Below are 19640 nucleotides of genomic sequence, written 5' to 3' on the forward strand. Positions count from 1 at the left end.
CGTTAAAATAATACTAAGAAAATATATAAGTTTTGGGGGTAATGAATGAAGAAAGTATTTGAATACGTATTATTAACAATTGGCTCAATTATAGTAGCAGGTTCATTAGAGCTTATTTTAGCACCTAATGGATTAGTAGATGGCGGGGTAACGGCTATTGCTATTATGGCAAATAAAGTCGCAGGATTGCCGCTTTATGGTGTGTTCTTAGGAATTAATATCCCAATTTTATTATTTACTGCAAAAGTAATGGGAAAGAAATTTTTTATCCGTACATCTTATGCGAATGTAGTTACAACACTCGGATTAATTTATTTAAAACCATTTCCAGCAATTACGACTTCTGAGTTATTAATTGTACTTTATGGTGGAGTGCTGTTCGGAATTGGTGTTGGGATTGTTGTTAAAATGGGTGGAGCAATTGACGGTTCGGAAATGTTAGCAGTTTGGATGAATAAACACTTTAATGTACCGATTAGTACATTTTTACTTGCAGTAAATGCAGTTATTTTCATCTTTGTTGCCATTTTATTTTCAATCGAACAAGCGATGTTCTCATTAGCCATTTTCTATATTGTTACGAAAATGATTGATTTTATATTAGATGGTATAAATCAAGGTAAGAGCGTTATGATTATTTCTGGTAAGAATAAAGAAATAGGCGATTTACTTATGAAAGAATTGCAACTATCTGTTACGTATCTACATGGAGAAGGTGGTTTTTTAGGGGAGCATAAGAGAATCATTTATTGTATTACAAACCGATTCATTTATCCGAAAATGAAAGATCTCGTTCTCTCTGTAGATCCAACCGCTATAATTGAAGCTTCTTATTCAACAGAAACGACTGGTGTGAAACGTCCGGGAAGGAAAGCTAGGTCAGGTGAATAACTAGCAGAAGGCTGTCCAAAAAGTTATTTTGGAACAGCCTTCTTTTTTATTTTGTTGAATTGTTAGTATGTTACAAGTTAAACCCACTGTTAACAAGTTTCCTTGCAACTAGGGAACCAAGCGTTTTTCAATAATATAGCCAACGTTTCAATTTTATTTTCTGGAATGCTACCAAAACCGAGTAATACGTATGATTCCTTACGTAAATCATTCACGAAATCATATGGAGAAAGCGGGTATAATTTAACGCTTTGTTTTTTAGCGGATTCAATCAGTTCGTTTTCATTCATACTGTTATGGACACATAAAACAATATGAAGTCCGGACTGTTCGCCAAGAATTTGAACATTAGCCCCCATTTCTTTCATAATGGATTTTACTAACGCATGATGTTTTCTTTTATATAGTGTACGACTCCGGTTAAGATGACGTTCCCAATTCCCGCTTTGTATAAAGTTAGCAAAAGCAAGTTGTTGTATTGTAGCGACTGTTTGTTTGAAAATTCCATGCAGTTCTTGATATGTTTTAAAAAGATGTGGTGGTAAAACAACATATCCCATTCGTAAAGAAGGTAAAAAAGATTTTGAGAAAGTTCCCATATAAATAACGCGTTCATTTGAATCAAGACTTTGTAAAGAAGGAATTGGCTTACCAGCGTAGCGAAACTCTCCGTCATAGTCATCTTCAATAATGTATCCATTGCAATCATTAGCCCACTTTAACAATTCTGTTCTTCTAGATAAAGGCATAATAATCCCGAGTGGAAATTGGTGTGATGGTGTAACGTATGCGACATTGGCATTTGTATTGTATAAACTAGAAATATCAATCCCTTTTTCATCCAATGGTATGGGATGAATTTGTCTATCACAGCTTTTAATAATTGCGTGTATACGGTGAAATCCAGGGTTTTCAATGCCGTATTCTTTTGTAGGGCCAAGCAGTTGAAGTAGTAGCCAGAGAAGTGGCTGTGTTCCGGCGCCGATCACAATTTGATCAGGTGAAGAATGTACACCGCGAGAATGATATAAATATGTTGATATATGCTCTCGAAGAGCGAATTCACCTTGAGGATCTTCTTTGGCAAATAGTGCATTTTCGTATGTAAGTATGGATTCTTGTAATGCTCGTTTCCAATTTGTAATCGGAAATGCATTTTGATCAATAAGCCCTTGGCTACAATCATATTCAAATTGTTCGTCTATCAAATTGTTCGTCTTCTTTGCTGCATTTCGTTTTTTATTTGGGATAACGTCAATATCGAAATTTGCTACAAAAATACCACGTTTCGGTTTACTTTCTACATAACCTTCAGCTAATAATTGTTGATAAGCTGATTCAACAGTGATGCGGCTAATATTAAGTTGTGATGCTAAATTTCTGTGTGAGGGTAGACGTGTGCCAACAGAAATACTCCCTTGTATAATTTCAGCTTTTATATAGTCGTAAATTTGCAAGTAAATAGGTGTGTTACTTTGTAATTGCAATGGGATAGTAAAATCCATATAAAACTCTCCTTTAAAACTGGCCTTATAAAAAATACTTAAACTGTCACTTAAGTAAAGGGCAGTTACTTTCTATAATAATGATATAACATTTAGAAAATTAAATAAATAGTTAGAGGAGAGTTAAAAATGAATGTTAAAGAAGTAGTAACAGAAGAGCAATTACATGAAGTATTACCTGTTTTACAGCAATTAAGAACGAAACTTTCAAAAGAGGAAACAAGCTCTTTATTTCGAAATATGAAAGAAGAAAATTATAAACTATTTTCGCTGCGTAATGAGGAGGATGAAGTTGTTAGCCTTGCAGGTGTAGCGATTTGTACGAACTTTTATAATAAGAAGCACGTTTTCGTATATGACCTTGTAACGGCAGACGCACATCGTTCAAAAGGACATGGAAATGTATTACTTTCGTATATAGAGAACTGGGGAAAGGAAAACGGATGTGAATCTATCGTCCTCACATCAGCATTTGCAAGAATTGATGCGCATCGTTTTTATGAAAGAGAAGGGTATGATAAAGTGAGTTATTCTTTTCATAAAGAATTATAAAAAATAAGAAGAAGTTGTCCCGCAAAAGTTGGGAACAGCTTCTTCTTATTTTTTAAGTTATTATTAAACCGTAAATAGGTTGTAAGTTATGGTATATGTATTTGAAAAGGTTATATAGTGTATTTTGTCGAATTATTTTAATTTAATAAAGAGAATGATTGGAGCGCTTATACTTGAAGAAAATAAAGAAACTATCAATCCCTAATGATGCTAGAGTTATCGTCATATCTGATATTCATGGAGAATTAAATCTTTTAAAAGAAGCACTACATAAAGTTAACTTTAAAGATGAAGATTATTTAATTATTAATGGAGATCTTTGCGAGAAAGGACGAGATAGCGTAGGCGTAGTAAACTATGTTATGAATCTTGTAAAGAACAATTCAAAGGTTCACGTTGTTGAAGGAAATTGTGAAGTTTTAGTTGATGCTCTTCTAAATGAAAATCCTCGTCTTATTAATTATTTATGTACGAGAAAGCATTCGATTTTTAATGAATGGCTAGAGCAATTGGATTTTTCAGTTCATGAAGGCACTTCAATTCGTGAAGTGAGAGAAGCATTGCAAAGTGAATTTTCACAAGAAATACATTGGCTAACGGAGTTACCGACAGCGATTGAAACAGAAGATTATATTTTTGTGCATGCCGGGCTAGAAGATAGAGTAGATTGGAAAGAAACAGAGCGCAAAAATGCGATAGCAATGCCAGAGTTTTTTAATAAATCACATAAAGCAAATAAGTATGTAATAGTTGGTCATTGGCCTGTCGTGAACTATTCTGAAGAAGCACCGTCTAACAATCCAGTTATTGATGAGGAGAAAAAAATTATTGCAATAGATGGAGGAAATGCAATTAAAGAAGCAGGACAATTAAATGCATTTATCATTCAGAGGAAACAAACCGGCGATACGTTTTCTTATACATATGTAGACTATTTTCCAGGGTACGAAGTAATAGCGGATTTTAATGCGAATTCAGAAATGCAGGGCGGAGTGACATATCCGTATTATTACATAGAGCCTATCGAGAAGATGCAAGATTACACAATATGTAAGCAAAAGGAAACAAATAAATTACTCACTGTAAAAAATGAATACATGAAACAACTTGAGTCAGGTGAATATACAGTGAAAACTGATATTTCTTGTGCGCAAATAAGCGTTAGAAAAGGAGAGATCGTTTCTCTCATTGATGGTAGTTGTTCAGGATATGATTTAATTAAAAAAGATGGTGTAGAGGGGTGGATAGAGAAAGGCATTTTGCTTGAGCTGAAATAGGAGGGATGTAACCTCCTATTTTTTATTGCCTATTTTGCGCCTTCGTACTTCAATTAACCTTTTAAATTAGTGGACTGCCTGCTGTCTTTAATAAGTAAATAAATCGTACTCGGTAGAATGATAAGCGTCATTCCTAAAAGAATTGCTAGTATGCCATAACCTCTATAGGGAGCAGAAACGCTAAAAGGAAGTATCGCTAAAAAAATCCCTGCTATCATCATTGAAATACTACTAATATTTGAAGCTCTTTTTTCGAGGTGCTTATCATTCCATTCTAATGAAACGGTTGATTTAGTCGTATCAATTTTGGAACTGAAATAACCTATTAATATAAATAAAAGCCCTAATGCTAAAAATATGAAATGATCAAGAGGAAGTGAAAAGCCAAGAGCGATGAGGGCAATGACAATATCGACAAAAAATAAGAATAGTAACATTGTGTTGCCGATCCAATGGAGAAATTTCTGGTTACTCGCTGCTTTAGATAAAGCTAAAAATACAAAGAATAAGAAGGAACATATAATTATATTTACGATTATAAAAGTGCTTTTATCCATTGTTGATGTAGGCGTTCCATTGAAGTTCCATTGAAGTCCCATTTCGTAACAATATTTGATGGTAAGAAGAAATATAGAATAATATTTGTCGTAATAATAGTGAGAAATAAAGCAATACTAAATTGATTATTCATTGAATCACCAGCTTTCTAAATCAATAATTGGTATCTTATAACAAAATTATACAATATAATATATGATATTGGTTTTGATTTTTCTGAAAAAACATTATAATTATATATGAAATAAAGGTGAATGCAGGAGGGAATTATGCAAAACGTTGTATTAAAGGGGAAGAAAGTTACAATTCGTACAATAGAAGAATCGGATATAGAAACATTATGGAATATCATATTTAAAGAAGAAAGCCCAGAATGGAAGAAATGGGATGCGCCATATTTCCCGTTCTCAATGCAAGAATACTCTTCCTATAAAGAGAAGATGCAAACTCGTTTGAAAGAAGAACCACTGTCAAATTTAATTATAGAAAATAACGGTCAAATCATTGGGACAGTCGGGTTTTATTGGGAATATAAACCGACGCGTTGGTTAGAGATGGGGCTTGTGATTTATGATCCAACATACTGGAATGGTGGATACGGTACAGAAACATTGACATTATATAGAGATTTGCTATTTGAAAAAATGGAGATTGGTAGAGTAGGAATCACGACTTGGTCTGGCAATGAACGAATGATGAAAGTAGCGGAGAAAATAGGAATGAGCTTAGAAGGTAGAATGCGAAAGTGTCGTTATTATAAAGGAACATACTATGATTCTATTCGAATGGGAATGATTCGTGAAGAATGGGAAGCACTATGTGTAACGAAGGGGTGAGAAAGATTGTACGCTATTATTGCTACATTTGATCGTGTATTTACTAATAAAATTACAGAACTGCAAAATGAATTAACGAATATGATGGGAACAAATCAATTAGCTGGAGTAGAACCTCATATTACGATTGCGGATTATAATGAGTTAGATGTTCATTTGTATACGGAGAAACTAGGGGAGTTTGTAGCTATTCAAGAAAATATGGACGCAGTAACTTTTCCTTCTGTTGGAATTTTTCCTACTAATGGAACGGTCTTTCTAGCACCGATTGTTACCGATGAATTGTTAAAACTTCATCATTCTTATCATGATTATTTTTAAAATTTTCATGACAATCCAAATTCATATTACGTACCGGGAAAATGGGTTCCGCATTGTACCATTGCAAATAGATTACATACAAAGCAGTTTTTAAGTGTAATGGAATATATTTATGAAAAATTTGATTTTGCAACAGCTTCAATTGAGAAATTAAAATTAATTAAGGTGAATTATAAAAATGGTTCTGCCATTTCTTCTAGTATATTAGCAGAATATAATTTAAAGAGAATGGAGACATCGAGATGACATATGTAATTAGAGAAATGAAGCAAGAAGACATTCACGCTGTACAATCAGTAGCAAAAATAGCTTGGCATGATACATATGAAGGCATTATTCCAAGAGAAATTCAAGACAGTTTTTTAGACGAGGCATATTCTGATGAAAAAATGAAATATCGTCTTAAAAATACACATTTATTCGTTGCGGAAGAAGAGGGAGAAGTAATAGGATTTGCTAACTTTTCACCTGTTAGACTACAAAATGAAGCGGAATTAGGTGCGATTTATTTGTTACCAGATCAGCAAGGAAAAGGGATCGGAAGTGCTTTATTACAAAGAGGGATTAAGGAATTAAATGGAATACGTAAATTGTACATACATGTAGAAGCAGCAAATGAAAAAGGAAAACGCTTTTATGAAGCGAAAGGTTTTGCTGAATTAGAGCAATTTGAAGAAGACTTTGAAGGACATATGATGCAGACAGTAAGGATGGTTTTATACGTATAAGGAGGACTAGCAATGAAAATTTTTGATTTTAGTGAAAAAGTAGGAAAGCACATATCAGTATTTCAATCTAATTTCATAATGTCGAAAATAGTAAACCATCAAGGAAATGTACATATCGGTGCTATGCATTTACACGAGAATGGAATCATCGGTAATCATGAAGCAGTTGTATCTCAACTGCTTCTTATTGTGGACGGAGCAGGATATGTATGTGGGGCAAATAAAAAAAAGATAAAGGTAGAGGCGGGACAAGCTGTGTTTTGGGAGAAGGGAGAGCTCCATGAAACAAGTACAGAACAAGGATTAACGGCAATTGTTATGGAAGCGGAGAATCTTGAACAAGGGATAGTAATGCCTATTATTCAAGGGGAGTTGTGAAAAATGATAATTAAGGCGAATCAAGAAGATACCAATGAAATATTAAAATATGCGGCGCAATCGCTTTTTGAAGGGACGAGAGGGAATTGTCAATTAAGTACCGAGAAAGCGATTGAAATTACAAAGCCGATTGTAGAAAAAGGAGCATATTATTTAATCGTTAAAGAAGCAAATAAAGTAATGGGATGGATATTAATAGGGGAAAATACAGACTATTTTTCTCGTGAAAAACTTGGATTTATATATGAATTGTACGTTTTCCCAGAATATCGCGGGAGAGGATTATCGCGAGAACTGATGGAAGCTGGTATTAAGGAATTAAAGGAGGAATATTCAGAAATTAGGCTGAATGTATTTACTGGGAATTTTGCAAAAGAGATGTACGAAGAGTTTGGGTTTGTTGAAAGGCAGGTAATTATGACTTTGAAGTGAGTATAATAGTCTGAATGAGGGAAGCGAGAAAGCATGAGAAAAGAAAATGAGTATGTAGCGTATTTACAAAGTGTGTATCCTGAACTACAAATAAAATCGGCACATGTAAATGAAATTGGCCAAAATAATGATGTTTTAATTATAAATGATAATATAGTATTTCGTTTTCCGAAATATGAAAAAGGTATTCAAAAACTTCGAGTAGAAACAAAGTTACTGGAGAAAATACGACCATTTATTACGATCCAAATTCCTGATCCAAGTTATCAAAGATTGCAAGATGAAGTGCTAGGAAAAGTATTTGCAGGATATGAAATGATTGAAGGGGAACCGTTTTGGAAAAATACTTTTACGGGAATAAATGATGAAAAGCAATTACAGAAACTTGCGTGCACATTGGCGGGATTTTTAAAAGAATTGCATGAAATTCCGTTATCCACATTTGAAGGTATTATGCAAAATGATAGTGCTGATATATATGCAGAAACAAATAGTTTATATAGTCAATTAAAAGATTATGTTTATCCATACATGAGAGAAGAGGCAAAAAGAGAAGTTTCATTATCTTTTGAAACGTATTTAAATGAAGAGAGCCATTTTAATTTTACACCGAGTCTTGTTCATGGGGATTTTGGCATGACAAACATCTTATATAGTGCAACAAAAAAGGATATTTCAGGGGTCATAGATTTTGGTGGTGCGAGCATTGGAGATCCTGCTTATGATTTTGCAGGTATATTAGCTAGTTATGGAGGAGAGTTTTTACAACTATTTGCAGCACATTATCCTAATTTAGAAGCAGTAAGGGAACGAATGTATTTTTACAAAAGTACATTTGCTCTTCAAGAAGCATTATTTGGTGTACTAAATAATGATAAGAAAGCCTTTGAAGCTGGAATAGCACAGTATGTATAAAAGCCGATTTTAAATCGGCTTTTAATTATCGATACATCGTCCACATCCCAATATCTTTAAACCCTAATCGTTTGTAAATACGTCCAGCAGCTGGATTGTTATAAAACAAACAAAGCGTTCGGCCTTCATTCGTAAAGTCTTGAATCATTTTTTGTAATATGAGCGAAGCGTATCCGCTTCCGCGATAATTCGGATGTGTACATACGCCAACTACCATAGCGGATAATGAATTTTCAGCGGAAGTAGAGGCGGATGCAATAATAGCACCGTCTTTTTCAATATAATATGTGCGTCCTGTATTTGTTTTGAGAGCTTGTCTTAATATTTTCTCTGATTCATTAGCAACTGGAAATTCAGCAATGTTACCTCGCAATTGCATAATTCGCTCTACATCATCTAGTGTGGCAAGTTTAATTGTTTCTTGGATAGGCGTGCTAGGTAAGTTGTTGTCATTTAGACATTCGCAAAAATACATTTCATTTTTGGCGCCTAATTGTAGACTTGGAGAAGTTTCAAACCTTTCTACAATAGTTGACTTGCCAGAGAGTTTAAGCGGTTTATATGCGGAAAGAAGTGCCTCATAATCAAGGGTAACAAAGTCTTCTTTACTATATGGTATAAATGAATCGTGGAATCGGAGTAGAATTGATTTTAATGTCCCATTCTCTTTAAATACTCCCCATAATTCTTGGAAATCTGTGTCATAACCGAAAGCTTCAATATCTCCAATAATAAACAAGTTAATGGCTGCTTCTTCTTTTAGGTAAGCGAATACTTGTTCATGATCTTTCTTTGTTAATTTTCGCATCATAAAGAATCGACCTCTTTTTTTATTTTTCTAAATATTGCAACTTAAGTTTTTTGAAATCAATATAAAATTTTATGTTTAGTTCACAAACTTTCGGAAAAACTAGGAAAGATATGACAAAGGAGGTTATGAACGGTGGATCATCCAATTCAAGGGTTAATGAAAGCAGCAATGGAAAATTTAAAAGAAATGGTTGATGTAAATACGATTGTTGGAGAGCCTGTTCAAACGGCTGACGGTGGTGTGGTGTTAACGGTTTCTAAAGTAGCGTTCGGTTTTGGAGCAGGAGGTTCTGATTTCCAAACGAATGATGGACAAAGAGCGAACGGTAACCCTGCATTTGGTGGCGGTAGCGCGGGTGGTGTTTCGATTACACCAGTAGCATTTCTTGTGGTGAATAAAGATGGAGTAAATATTCTTCATTTACAAAATGCGACACATTTAGCAGAAAAAATGATTGAATTAGCTCCACAAACAATTGATAAAATTCAATCGATGTTCCAAAAAGAAGAAAAGAAAGAGGGAAATCATCATCCTCAAAACCCTGATGAAATCCTTTAAAAACGCCTGCTTATGAGCAGGCGTTTTTTCTTGTAATCACTATGTAATAAAACACATGAAATTGTAAATAGTTTTTGAAGTTTTTTCTATGTTTCTAAAATTTTTCATGTTAAAATATGCTATAGAATTGAAACATATAAAACGAAGGTGGCTAGGTGCTTTGTCTGGAGGATCTGACCAAGTAAAGAATATGATATATATTAATGGTAATCGTCGAGGTCATTGTTTTATTACATCAGGAATTACGTTTAAAGAGTTTGCGAGTAACATCCCTTCACCGCTTCATCAAGTGTTGCTTTTGAAGCACAACTTTGAATGGACGGATTTTCATTATCATACTTTATTTGAATATGTTGAGGAAGAAAATATACATAAGTTAATTCAAGCAGAGATTGATGAATTTGATGAATTTTGTTGGGTAGATTTTGATGATGCAAGCGATTTAGATGAATTAGAGCCGAAAGAAATTGCAGAATTATTATATTTGGCTCACAAAAAAGAACCACTTGCAAGAACATTCTTTCCGTTACTGAAAAATAGATTTGTTTATTTTTCACATGATGACGGATGGTACAACAAAGTGTATTATCGTAGAATTGCCGATTTTGTAGGAATGTTAAGTAAAGTCATTCCGTATAAACTCGGTGCTTTCGGTAAGAAACGTTTTTCTTTCTTCCAAAAATCAAAAATTTTCCCAGCAATTTCAAAAGAATTGATTATGGGACTTATTCCACTAATGGAAGATGGTCTTTACATAGATCTAGCAGGGAAGATTGAGTCAAGAAGAGGTCTTGAAATTCCGGTATATGTAGTTGGTTCGTATGAAAGTACGGATGAGGTGCTAGATAATATCGATGAATTGAAAGAGGAAGCAACAGAAACAGGTTGGCTCATTTTTGATAAGAAAGAACAAGAGTGGCAATGGGTTGTTGACTAAGAAAACTTGGCGCATGAAGTCAAGTTTTCTTGTCATTTGAAAGGAGTACAAATGAAGAAATATTATACAATTGTGGGTATTGTAAGTATTATTCTCGTGGCAATATTACTTATAACTTGTCCGAAAGAATCAGATTTTAAAGTGTATGTAGAGGATAAGTATGCGTTGAATTGTAATGAGAGTAGTTTTGAATGCACGCAAAATGTAGATGGTAAAAAAGAAAAACTACAATTTGAAAGTACAGATGCACGAAATGGTGTATTCTTTATGACTGTAAAGCAAACATTTAAAACAGAAGCTGGTGTTTCAAAAGAATATAGCGGAGTAGGAATGTTTGGTACATTTCTTTTTGTTTCAGAGAAGACTTTCTAGTAATAGAAGGTCTTTTTTTTATGCTTATGTTCATATAGATGAAGTAAGACAAGCATAGGAGGGATAGCGATGAAGAACACATGTATCGTTTGCGGTGGTGAGGAGTTTTTTTCCTCAACATTATATGCACGTACGAAACAAGATTGGGCATATGCACCAAACATGTATCGGTTTGAAAAAGTATTTATTGAGCATCGAGATGAAGAAAATTATCCAGTGTTTCAAGAAATTACAGCGAAACATTGTTGTGGATGCGGTCATATTATGTTGTATCATGAATGAACACACCAAGTATAACTTGGTGTGTTTTTTTAAAACGCTGACAAAGCAAGCGGATAAAGTAAAGTAAATAAAACAGAAAAACTACCAAAACCAATTGCTGTATATCCAAGTGTTCTTGCTCCGAAATTGACAGCTAATAGGCCAACTAAAATTGCTAGGGAGCCGAGCGTAACTGGATAAAAAGCAATGGAGAATAACGAAAGAAATAAAGCGACATAGCCTACCATTGCGCCGGTATTTGTACCTTCTATCTCATTTGCAATTTCTTTACGCTTATGTCTAATTGGAATGCCAGCTGGTGATATTTCAGCAGCATACTCTTCGTTTTTTTCACCACTTTTAAAATGATGATTTCTCTTTCTTCGCATGTACATCCCTCTCTTTCAATTGGGTGTATCTATAGTATCTTTCAAAATGAGAAGAGCATGAGTATGAGTTAAACCCAAGTAAAGCAAAAAATGGAGAATACGTATTCCATCGTTAACATATCCATTTCCTATTGAAGATAAAGTGCGGGATTTTTTCCATCACGACTGATTATCAGCCAGCAACAATTGGATTTTTATGAGCAGTTCTCTCCCATTAACTGGTCCGCATCCATTGAATTTTGAGGTAGGTGTCTTACTGCAAGCAGGATAAAACAGGAATTTTGGAAAATGATGTAGAATGAAATGAATGATAATACGTGAAGGTAGGGGAATGTATGACAACATTTAATTGGCATGAATCAGCAGAGAAGAAATGGGATAGTAGTGCGGAGTTTTGGAATAAAAATAGTCAGGAAATGTGGGATAGCGGGAGTAGGAGCACAATTATTCCGTTTTTTGAACAATACGTAAAGAAAGAAGCACAAGTGCTCGATGTTGGTTGTGGTGATGGGTACGGTACATATAAATTAAGTAGCGCAGGCTATAAAGCAGTGGGAGTAGATTTATCGGAAGTGATGATTCAAAAAGGTAAGGAGCGCGGAGAAGGACCAAATTTATCTTTTATAAAAGGAGATCTTTCTGCATTACCATTTGAAAATGAGCAATTTGAATCAATTATGGCAATTAATTCTTTAGAATGGACGGAAGAGCCATTACGAGCGTTAAATGAAATAAAGCGTGTGTTAAAGAAAGATGGATATGCATGTATTGCAATTTTAGGACCGACAGCAAAGCCACGAGAGAACAGTTATCCTCGCTTGTATGGAAAAGACGTTGTTTGTAATACGATGATGCCTTGGGAATTTGAACAGTTAGCGAAAGAACAAGGTTTTAAAGTTATAGATGGCATCGGCGTATATAAGCGCGGAGTAAATGAGAAGATGTTAGGTCAACTACCTACAGAGTTACAACAATCGTTAACATTCTTATGGGTATTTATGTTAAAAAACGTATAAAGAAATGAAAGAATTTTTAGGAGGTAAATAAGTGCAGAAAATACAAAAAACTGATACAATATCATCAGAACCAATTAAAGGGGGACTAGGGTATATGACAACTACTACAACAGTGAAATCCGATATTGAAATCGCACAAGAAGCGAGTATGAAGAAGATTCAAGAAATTGCAGCTGATTTAAATATTTTAGAAGATGAATTAGAGCCATACGGGCATTATAAAGGTAAGTTATCTCTTGATATTTTTAAGCGCTTACAAGATGAGAAAGACGGTAAAGTTGTTTTAGTAACAGCAATTAACCCAACTCCAGCTGGAGAAGGTAAATCAACAGTAACAGTTGGTTTAGGTCAAGCTTTTAACAAAATTGGTAAGAAAACAGTAATTGCACTTCGTGAACCATCTCTTGGACCGACGATGGGATTAAAAGGTGGAGCAGCAGGTGGCGGTTTTTCACAAGTCGTACCAATGGAAGACATTAACCTTCACTTTACTGGAGATATCCATGCGATCACAACTGCCAATAACGCATTAGCAGCGTTTATTGATAATCATATCCAACAAGGAAACACACTTGGAATTGATACGCGTAAAATTGTTTGGAAACGCTGTGTTGACTTAAATGATCGTGCCCTTCGTAACGTAGTAATTGGTCTTGGTGGACCTGTACAAGGTGTACCACGTGAAGACGGTTTTGACATTACAGTCGCATCTGAAATTATGGCCGTATTCTGCCTTGCAACAGATATTCAAGACTTAAAAGCGCGTCTATCTCGCATCGTAGTTGCTTATAACTTTGCAAATCAACCTGTAACGGTTAAAGATTTAGGTGTAGAAGGTGCGTTAACGCTATTATTAAAAGACGCATTAAAACCAAACTTAGTACAAACATTAGAAAATACACCAGCTATTATTCATGGCGGACCATTTGCGAATATTGCTCACGGTTGTAACAGTGTTATCGCTACGACAATGGCAGCAAAATTAGGTGATTATGTTATTACAGAAGCTGGATTTGGTGCTGATTTAGGCGCTGAGAAGTTTTTAGATATTAAAGCTCGTGCAGCTGGCATTAAACCAGAAGCAGTTGTTATTGTTGCGACGATTCGTGCGCTTAAAATGCATGGTGGCGTAGCAAAAGATCAATTAAAAGAAGAAAATGTAGATGCATTAGCAAAAGGTATGGAAAACTTACAGAAGCATGTTGAAACAATTCAAAGCTTTGGTGTGCCTTTCGTAATTGCAATTAATAAATTCATTACAGATACAGATGCAGAAGTTACATACTTACAAGAGTGGTGTAATGAGCGTGGCTATGCAGTATCCTTAACAGAAGTTTGGGAGAAGGGTGGCCAAGGCGGAGTTGACCTTGCTGAAAAAGTACTAAAAGAAATCGAAAAAGGTGAAAACAACTACGCACCACTTTATGAATTAGAATTACCATTAGAAGAAAAAATTCGTACAATTGCTCAAAAAGTGTATGGCGCAAAAGATATTGAATTTGCTCCGAAAGCACGTAAGCAATTAGCTCAATATGAAGGAGAAGGTTGGAGTAACCTACCAGTTTGTATGGCGAAAACACAATACTCTCTTTCTGACGATGCAACAAAATTAGGTCGTCCATCTGACTTTATCGTTACAATTCGTGAGTTAAAACCATCTATCGGTGCAGGCTTTATCGTTGCGTTAACAGGTACAATGTTAACAATGCCAGGTCTTCCAAAACAACCAGCAGCACTTCAAATGGATGTAAATGAAGATGGAAAAGCAGTAGGTTTATTCTAAAAGGTTGTAATTCATCTCGTTTATCTGTAAACTATATATACATCAAGTGGCGCCTTTCCATCGAAAGGCGCCTGTTTTTTGGAGGAAATTATGTTTGATCCAACTGCTTTTGACAATTTAAAAGTAATCGTAGAAGGTGCTGTGTATGATTTTGATCTACATGGAGATATTCTTGTAACAGATCGAAAAGATATGATGGACCTTGCCTCATTAAGTCGTATATATCATATCTCATTTCAATTAACAGAACCGTTCGAACCATTAGTAGAAGCAACATTTTCATTATCTGTGGATGCAAAGAACTTGTCTGGTGAAATACTAGAAGTGCCTCAGTTTACACCAGGTTGTGAAATGAAGCTAGCATTTTCATTCCCGTTAGAACAACCAGAAGTAGGATGCGAAGAAATTGAAACTTTAATGCGTTCTATATGGGGAAAAGAAAGAATGATTATGCAGAAAGTTTCATACGAATATAATAAGCAAGCGATTTCATATCATAATAAGGTAGAGGTTCTATTTCAAAAAGCGATTACAGAAGACCATGTTGATGATTTAATAGCTGTTATTTCACACATGATAGAAACGGTGCGAACAATACAGCATTTTCTTCAAAAATAGAGATAAAGGAGAAAAACAAATGATAAAAGATATGCAACCATTTTTACAAGAAGCTTGGGAGAAGGCTGGTTTTAAAGAATTAACTGAAATTCAAAAACAAGCGATTCCAACTATTTTAGAAGGACAAGACGTTATAGCTGAATCTCCAACTGGAACAGGAAAAACATTAGCGTACTTATTACCCCTTTTACATAAAATTAATCCTGAAGTAAAACAGCCACAAGTTGTTATTTTAGCTCCAACGCGTGAACTTGTAATGCAAATTCATGAAGAGGTTCAAAAATTTACAGCAGGAACTGAAATTTCAGGTGCATCTTTAATTGGTGGTGCAGATATTAAGCGCCAAGTTGAAAAATTAAAGAAACACCCAAGAGTAATTGTCGGTTCACCAGGCCGTATCTTAGAATTAATTCGTATGAAAAAGCTAAAAATGCATGAAGTAAAAACAATTGTATTTGATGAGTTTGATCAAATTGTAAAGCAAAAAATGATGGGTGCAGTGCAAGATGTAATTAAATCAACGATGCGCGATCGTCAATTAGTATTCTTCTCGGCGACAATGACAAAAGCGGCAGAAGATGCGGCACGTGATTTAGCAGTTGAACCACAATTAGTACGTGTAACACGTGCAGAATCAAAAAGCTTAGTTGAGCATACGTATATCATTTGTGAGCGACGCGAAAAAAATGATTACGTAAGAAGAATTATGCATATGGGCGATGTAAAAGCAGTTGCTTTCTTAAACGATCCATTCCGTTTAGATGAAATTACTCAGAAATTGAAATTCCGTAAAATGAAAGCAGCGGCTCTTCATGCAGAAGCAAGTAAACAAGAGCGTGAAGCAACGATGCGTGCTTTCCGCGGTGGAAAATTAGAAATCCTACTTGCTACTGATATTGCAGCACGCGGTATTGATATTGATGATTTAACACATGTAATTCACTTAGAATTACCAGACACAGTAGACCAATACATTCACCGCTCAGGACGTACTGGACGTATGGGTAAAGAAGGAACTGTCGTATCTCTTGTAACTCCACAAGAAGAGCGCAAATTACTACAATTTGCGAAAAAACTAGGCATCGTATTTACGAAGCAAGAAATGTTCAAAGGAACATTTGTAGAATCGAAGCCACCAGCACCTAAGAAAAAGAAACCAGCATTTACTGGGAAGAAAAAGCCTAGATAAATAATGGGGAAGGCGTAACTATTTGTAGTTACGTCTTTTTTATTTGCAATTGAATAATACAAGGAGTTTGATTAATGATTATTGAAATGTATCTATTATCACTTTTTTAATCAACATATGTACAAGGAAGTAATATAAAAAAAGTCGAATATTAAACTGATGCGAAATGATAAAAAGAAGGTTCATATATGGATAGGAAATTAGGAATGTTTTTGAATACGAAACATATTGAAGTAAACGAAGGAATACAAAAAGCAAGGGAATGGGATTTAGAATATATTCAATTATATGCTATGAATAAAAACTTCAACTTAGCTAATATTCCAGTGGTAGAATGGACTGCTTTAAAGAAAAGCTTATCTTTTAATGGAATAAAGATTCCGTCATTAGCAATTAGTTTTGGAGAAAATGGAATTACAGGAACAGAAGTTGACAGTACAATAAATCAGATTAAATATATTACTGACAGAGGTTTGGAGCTGGGAGCAAAGATCATAACAGCTCATATTGGGAAAGTTCCAGATGATGAAAAAAGTGAGTGCTATGATAAAATGATACGGGTTTGTTATGAGATAGGAGAATTAGCATTCAAATTTGGGGGAGTCTTTGCTATTGAGACAGGATCTGAAAAAGCAATAGTATTAAAACGATTTTTAGAAAATGCAAACTCGAAAGGACTAGCTGTTAACTTTGACCCAGCAAATTTAATAAGTGATGTAAATGAAAATCCGTTAGAAGGTTTATTACTATTAAAAGATTATATAGTACAAACTCATATTAAAGATTGTAAAGAAGTGAAAAGTAATAGTTCAAGTAAGTATATAGAAGTAGCAGTAGGAAATGGTGAAGTGGATTTCGATATATTCTTCAAAGTATTAGATGAAATTGGATTCGACGGATATAACATGATTGAAAGAAACAATTATTTTGACGAACTGGATGGGATGAGTCAGTCGATAAATTTTGCAAAGAAGTACATACCAACTCAAAAGGAATAACGATACCAGCTGTAGAAAGCTACATAGAATGTAAAAAAACAATAGGAGGAATAGAAATGATTCATAAAGTAGGACAAATTATGTTATATGTAAATAATCAAGATGAGGCAGTAAATTTTTGGACGGAAAAGGTAGGGTTTCATGTAGTTGCGGAGGAAGATAACAAGCAAGGAATGAGATGGATTGAAATTGCTCCAACTAACGGTGCTGAAACGAGCATTATATTACATAATAAAGAAGTTATTTCGAAAATGAGCCCAGAATTAAATCTTGGTACACCGTCCTTAATGTTCTTCTCAGAAAATCTGGATCAATTATATGCAGGTTTAAAAAATAAAAATGTTACTGTTGGAGAAATGGTAACTATGCCTTCTGGTAAAGTGTTTAACTTTGCTGATAGTGAAGGGAATTATTTTGCGGTTATGGAGAAGAATCAATAATAATATTGCTATGTGAAAATCCCCCTCAAATATATTGAGGGGGATTAAATCTTTGAAGTGGATTTTTCATGAGAGAGTTGTGTAATAAAAAATACACCTTTTTCAATAGCGGTTTCAATGTAACCGACAATTTGATTAAACGTAAACACCTGTAAGTCTTCATGCAAATGTTGCTCAGGATACAACATATCTTCAAAAAGATACTTTCGAAAAGCTAAAACGTTTTCTTTAGAAACCTCTTCAATATCCACAATGTGAGCCTCTTGATTGAGAAGAGAGAAGAGCTGTTGTTCTTGATCGTAATGATGAAGCAACTTTGCATTTAACAGTTTAAAATCGTTATAGTACAGGGGTGCGATGGTTTCGTCATTCTCTATTCTATTTTTTAGCCATGGTAGAAAAAAGCCACTTAGCCAATTATCATCGGCAATGAGGTGGGTATAATAGCCTAAAATAAAGGGGGAATCTATATGTGCTTCGTATTTATGAAAGAATGAATCATAATCTATTCTTCTCGTATAGTTCTTCGTTGTACCAGCGTAAAAGTGTGAAGTTCCTTTTTCTTCTGCTGAATGAACCGCATCAGGGGCTACCCCTCCAAGTAAGAAAGAAGTTTTATCTTGAATACATAGTTTCTCAGCAATACCGTTAGCGATAATAACATGCATAATTCGTGATCCCATGAATGCCACCTCTGTTTCAAGTATTCATTTCAGGAAGAAGACTGAACAGTTAGTATTACTTTCCCTGTACTTTTTCTACTTTCGACCCATTCATGTGCTTTCCCTGCATCTTGAAGGGGAAAAGATTTTGTAGCTTTCATTTGCAAACTTCCGTCACGCAAATAACGGAAAACTTCATTTGCCGTTTCTTGGAGTAGTTCAGGACGTTTTTTCCGTGTAGTGCCAAAGCTAAAGCCTAGTATAGAGCGGCAACTTGCGTGTAAATCTTTCGTTTTGAAATTGCCAATTTTACCGCTTGCATTACCGAAATGAACGAGGCGACCGTAATAAGCTAGGCAGTTTAAACTTCTTTCAGAGACAGTTCCAGAAATAGAGTCCAAAATTATATTCACTCCTTCTCCGTTTGTCAGCTCATTGACTTTCTCTACAAAATCTTCATCTTGATGACAAATAACATAATCAGCTCCAGCATCTAAAGCGATTTCTTTTTTCGTTTCACTTCCGACAGTACCGATAACTGTTCCAGCCCCTAATCGTTTTGCAAGTTGAATCGCGGTAGTACCAATTCCGCCAGCAGCTGCATGAATCAGCACGGATTCATTTTGTTGAAGCCTTGCAACATTCACGAGTAAATTATAGCTTGTGAAAGATACGATCGGACAAGCAGCTGCGGTTTGAAAGTCGACTTCATGGGGTAAAACGAAAGTGAGATTTTCATTTGAAACAACGTACTCTGCGTAAGATCCATTTTGAGGAAAAGCAATGACACGCTGTCCAGGTTGAATATTTTTCACATGAGAACCGACGCGTTCTACAATACCAGTGGCATCTATACCTGGAATAAAAGGTAGTGCTTTATTTCCTTTTTTGCCATAACGTGATTTAATATCAGCGAAATTTACACTAGTAGCAACAACGCGAATTAAAACTTGATCTTCTGAAATAGCCGGTATATCCAAATCTGTATATTTCATCACTTCAGGACCACCGAACGACGTTACAACGATAGCTTTCATCATATATCCTCCTAAATTTGACTATATAAATCATTTTAAATCTTTATCAGAAATTGGAAAATTATATAATAGTTATGTGTGGTTATAAGTGAAGCTTATGAACTCATTGGATCATAATATTAATTTATATAAAAAAATTTTTCGGAAAAATCGAACGAAATATGAATTACTTGCCA

23 protein-coding genes and 2 pseudogenes are annotated in these 19640 nt (G+C 34.8%); 19 read left to right on the plus strand and 6 right to left on the minus strand.

Annotated elements, in window-relative coordinates; translation table 11 throughout:
* The first annotated feature begins 45 nt into the window (after nucleotides 1–45).
* The gene (locus AC3EMB_RS10525; RefSeq protein ID WP_000755126.1) at nucleotides 46–891 is read left to right on the plus strand and encodes a YitT family protein; all 846 of its coding nucleotides are present in this window, start codon (nucleotides 46–48) and stop codon (nucleotides 889–891) included.
* Nucleotides 892–980: 89 nt separating this feature from the next.
* On the opposite strand, the gene pdxR is transcribed toward AC3EMB_RS10525, so the two are convergent.
* Nucleotides 981–2396 (minus strand): MocR-like pyridoxine biosynthesis transcription factor PdxR, encoded by a 1416-nt coding sequence (pdxR, locus tag AC3EMB_RS10530; protein ID WP_078400799.1) that lies wholly within the window; start codon nucleotides 2394–2396, stop codon nucleotides 981–983.
* 129 nt (nucleotides 2397–2525) lie between these two features.
* On the opposite strand from pdxR, the gene AC3EMB_RS10535 reads away from it, so the two are divergent.
* Nucleotides 2526–2948, plus strand: coding sequence for a GNAT family N-acetyltransferase (locus AC3EMB_RS10535; protein ID WP_001101119.1), 423 nt, complete (start codon nucleotides 2526–2528; stop codon nucleotides 2946–2948).
* A 173-nt stretch (nucleotides 2949–3121) separates the two neighbouring features.
* On the plus strand, nucleotides 3122–4225 hold the full coding sequence (locus tag AC3EMB_RS10540; RefSeq protein WP_053564674.1) for a metallophosphoesterase: 1104 nt from the start codon (nucleotides 3122–3124) through the stop codon (nucleotides 4223–4225).
* A 53-nt stretch (nucleotides 4226–4278) separates the two neighbouring features.
* Here AC3EMB_RS10540 and AC3EMB_RS10545 read toward each other — a convergent pair.
* Nucleotides 4279–4916: pseudogene (locus AC3EMB_RS10545) on the minus strand (DUF1648 domain-containing protein).
* Between the two features lie 136 nt (nucleotides 4917–5052).
* Here AC3EMB_RS10545 and AC3EMB_RS10550 point away from each other — a divergent pair.
* The 6 genes and pseudogenes from AC3EMB_RS10550 to AC3EMB_RS10575 all read left to right on the plus strand — a co-directional run bounded on the left by AC3EMB_RS10550 (nucleotide 5053) and on the right by AC3EMB_RS10575 (nucleotide 8393).
* Nucleotides 5053–5619: a GNAT family N-acetyltransferase gene (locus tag AC3EMB_RS10550; RefSeq protein ID WP_001181849.1), complete on the plus strand. Its 567-nt coding sequence runs from the start codon at nucleotides 5053–5055 to the stop codon at nucleotides 5617–5619.
* A 6-nt stretch (nucleotides 5620–5625) separates the two neighbouring features.
* Nucleotides 5626–6186 (plus strand): annotated as a pseudogene (locus tag AC3EMB_RS10555) (2'-5' RNA ligase family protein).
* Nucleotides 6183–6668, plus strand: coding sequence for a GNAT family N-acetyltransferase (locus AC3EMB_RS10560; protein ID WP_000222825.1), 486 nt, complete (start codon nucleotides 6183–6185; stop codon nucleotides 6666–6668). Before AC3EMB_RS10555 ends, AC3EMB_RS10560 begins: the two are co-directional and overlap by 4 nt.
* 12 nt (nucleotides 6669–6680) lie before the next feature.
* Entirely contained in the window at nucleotides 6681–7046 is a 366-nt protein-coding gene (locus tag AC3EMB_RS10565) for a cupin (RefSeq protein WP_053564670.1), read from the plus strand.
* Between the two features lie 3 nt (nucleotides 7047–7049).
* Complete coding sequence (locus AC3EMB_RS10570; RefSeq protein ID WP_098678262.1) at nucleotides 7050–7478, plus strand: GNAT family N-acetyltransferase; 429 nt, start codon at nucleotides 7050–7052, stop codon at nucleotides 7476–7478.
* Nucleotides 7479–7511: 33 nt separating this feature from the next.
* Nucleotides 7512–8393 carry a phosphotransferase family protein gene (locus AC3EMB_RS10575; RefSeq protein WP_098127110.1) on the plus strand — a complete coding sequence of 294 codons (882 nt, stop codon included), beginning with the start codon at nucleotides 7512–7514 and terminating at the stop codon, nucleotides 8391–8393.
* 25 nt (nucleotides 8394–8418) lie between these two features.
* Here AC3EMB_RS10575 and AC3EMB_RS10580 read toward each other — a convergent pair whose 3' ends face one another.
* Nucleotides 8419–9204 (minus strand): GNAT family N-acetyltransferase, encoded by a 786-nt coding sequence (locus tag AC3EMB_RS10580; protein ID WP_000984746.1) that lies wholly within the window; start codon nucleotides 9202–9204, stop codon nucleotides 8419–8421.
* Nucleotides 9205–9336: 132 nt separating this feature from the next.
* Here AC3EMB_RS10580 and ytfJ point away from each other — a divergent pair, with 132 nt between their 5' ends.
* The 4 genes from ytfJ to AC3EMB_RS10600 all read left to right on the plus strand — a co-directional run bounded on the left by ytfJ (nucleotide 9337) and on the right by AC3EMB_RS10600 (nucleotide 11353).
* Complete coding sequence (gene ytfJ, locus AC3EMB_RS10585) at nucleotides 9337–9762, plus strand: GerW family sporulation protein (RefSeq protein WP_000349991.1); 426 nt, start codon at nucleotides 9337–9339, stop codon at nucleotides 9760–9762.
* A 160-nt stretch (nucleotides 9763–9922) separates the two neighbouring features.
* Nucleotides 9923–10699: an oxalate:formate antiporter gene (locus AC3EMB_RS10590; RefSeq protein ID WP_000014087.1), complete on the plus strand. Its 777-nt coding sequence runs from the start codon at nucleotides 9923–9925 to the stop codon at nucleotides 10697–10699.
* 51 nt (nucleotides 10700–10750) lie between these two features.
* Entirely contained in the window at nucleotides 10751–11071 is a 321-nt protein-coding gene (locus AC3EMB_RS10595; protein WP_000761184.1) for a hypothetical protein, read from the plus strand.
* Between the two features lie 69 nt (nucleotides 11072–11140).
* Nucleotides 11141–11353: a hypothetical protein gene (locus AC3EMB_RS10600; protein ID WP_000798747.1), complete on the plus strand. Its 213-nt coding sequence runs from the start codon at nucleotides 11141–11143 to the stop codon at nucleotides 11351–11353.
* Nucleotides 11354–11382: 29 nt separating this feature from the next.
* On the opposite strand, the gene AC3EMB_RS10605 is transcribed toward AC3EMB_RS10600, so the two are convergent.
* A complete protein-coding gene (locus tag AC3EMB_RS10605) occupies nucleotides 11383–11721 on the minus strand; it encodes a hypothetical protein (RefSeq protein WP_001253201.1) in 339 nt (112 codons plus the stop codon).
* Between the two features lie 335 nt (nucleotides 11722–12056).
* On the opposite strand from AC3EMB_RS10605, the gene AC3EMB_RS10610 reads away from it, so the two are divergent.
* From AC3EMB_RS10610 to AC3EMB_RS10635, 6 genes are all read left to right on the plus strand, one after another.
* Entirely contained in the window at nucleotides 12057–12737 is a 681-nt protein-coding gene (locus AC3EMB_RS10610; RefSeq protein ID WP_000206577.1) for a class I SAM-dependent methyltransferase, read from the plus strand.
* A 94-nt stretch (nucleotides 12738–12831) separates the two neighbouring features.
* Complete coding sequence (locus AC3EMB_RS10615; RefSeq protein ID WP_014482011.1) at nucleotides 12832–14520, plus strand: formate--tetrahydrofolate ligase; 1689 nt, start codon at nucleotides 12832–12834, stop codon at nucleotides 14518–14520.
* 90 nt (nucleotides 14521–14610) lie between these two features.
* Complete coding sequence (locus AC3EMB_RS10620) at nucleotides 14611–15138, plus strand: hypothetical protein (protein WP_000460216.1); 528 nt, start codon at nucleotides 14611–14613, stop codon at nucleotides 15136–15138.
* Nucleotides 15139–15157: 19 nt separating this feature from the next.
* Nucleotides 15158–16327, plus strand: coding sequence for a DEAD/DEAH box helicase (locus AC3EMB_RS10625; RefSeq protein ID WP_000588597.1), 1170 nt, complete (start codon nucleotides 15158–15160; stop codon nucleotides 16325–16327).
* A gap of 188 nt (nucleotides 16328–16515) precedes the next feature.
* Nucleotides 16516–17325, plus strand: a complete 810-nt coding sequence (locus tag AC3EMB_RS10630) for a sugar phosphate isomerase/epimerase family protein (RefSeq protein ID WP_069355476.1) — start codon at nucleotides 16516–16518, stop codon at nucleotides 17323–17325.
* Between the two features lie 56 nt (nucleotides 17326–17381).
* Complete coding sequence (locus AC3EMB_RS10635; protein ID WP_000581475.1) at nucleotides 17382–17765, plus strand: VOC family protein; 384 nt, start codon at nucleotides 17382–17384, stop codon at nucleotides 17763–17765.
* A gap of 44 nt (nucleotides 17766–17809) precedes the next feature.
* On the opposite strand, the gene AC3EMB_RS10640 is transcribed toward AC3EMB_RS10635, so the two are convergent.
* Both AC3EMB_RS10640 and AC3EMB_RS10645 read right to left on the minus strand, forming a co-directional pair.
* Nucleotides 17810–18448: a hypothetical protein gene (locus AC3EMB_RS10640; protein ID WP_053564665.1), complete on the minus strand. Its 639-nt coding sequence runs from the start codon at nucleotides 18446–18448 to the stop codon at nucleotides 17810–17812.
* A 29-nt stretch (nucleotides 18449–18477) separates the two neighbouring features.
* Complete coding sequence (locus tag AC3EMB_RS10645) at nucleotides 18478–19464, minus strand: quinone oxidoreductase family protein (protein ID WP_000644636.1); 987 nt, start codon at nucleotides 19462–19464, stop codon at nucleotides 18478–18480.
* Nucleotides 19465–19640: the final 176 nt, after the last annotated feature.

The sequence above is a fragment of the Bacillus sp. LQ16 genome (assembly GCF_057784645.1).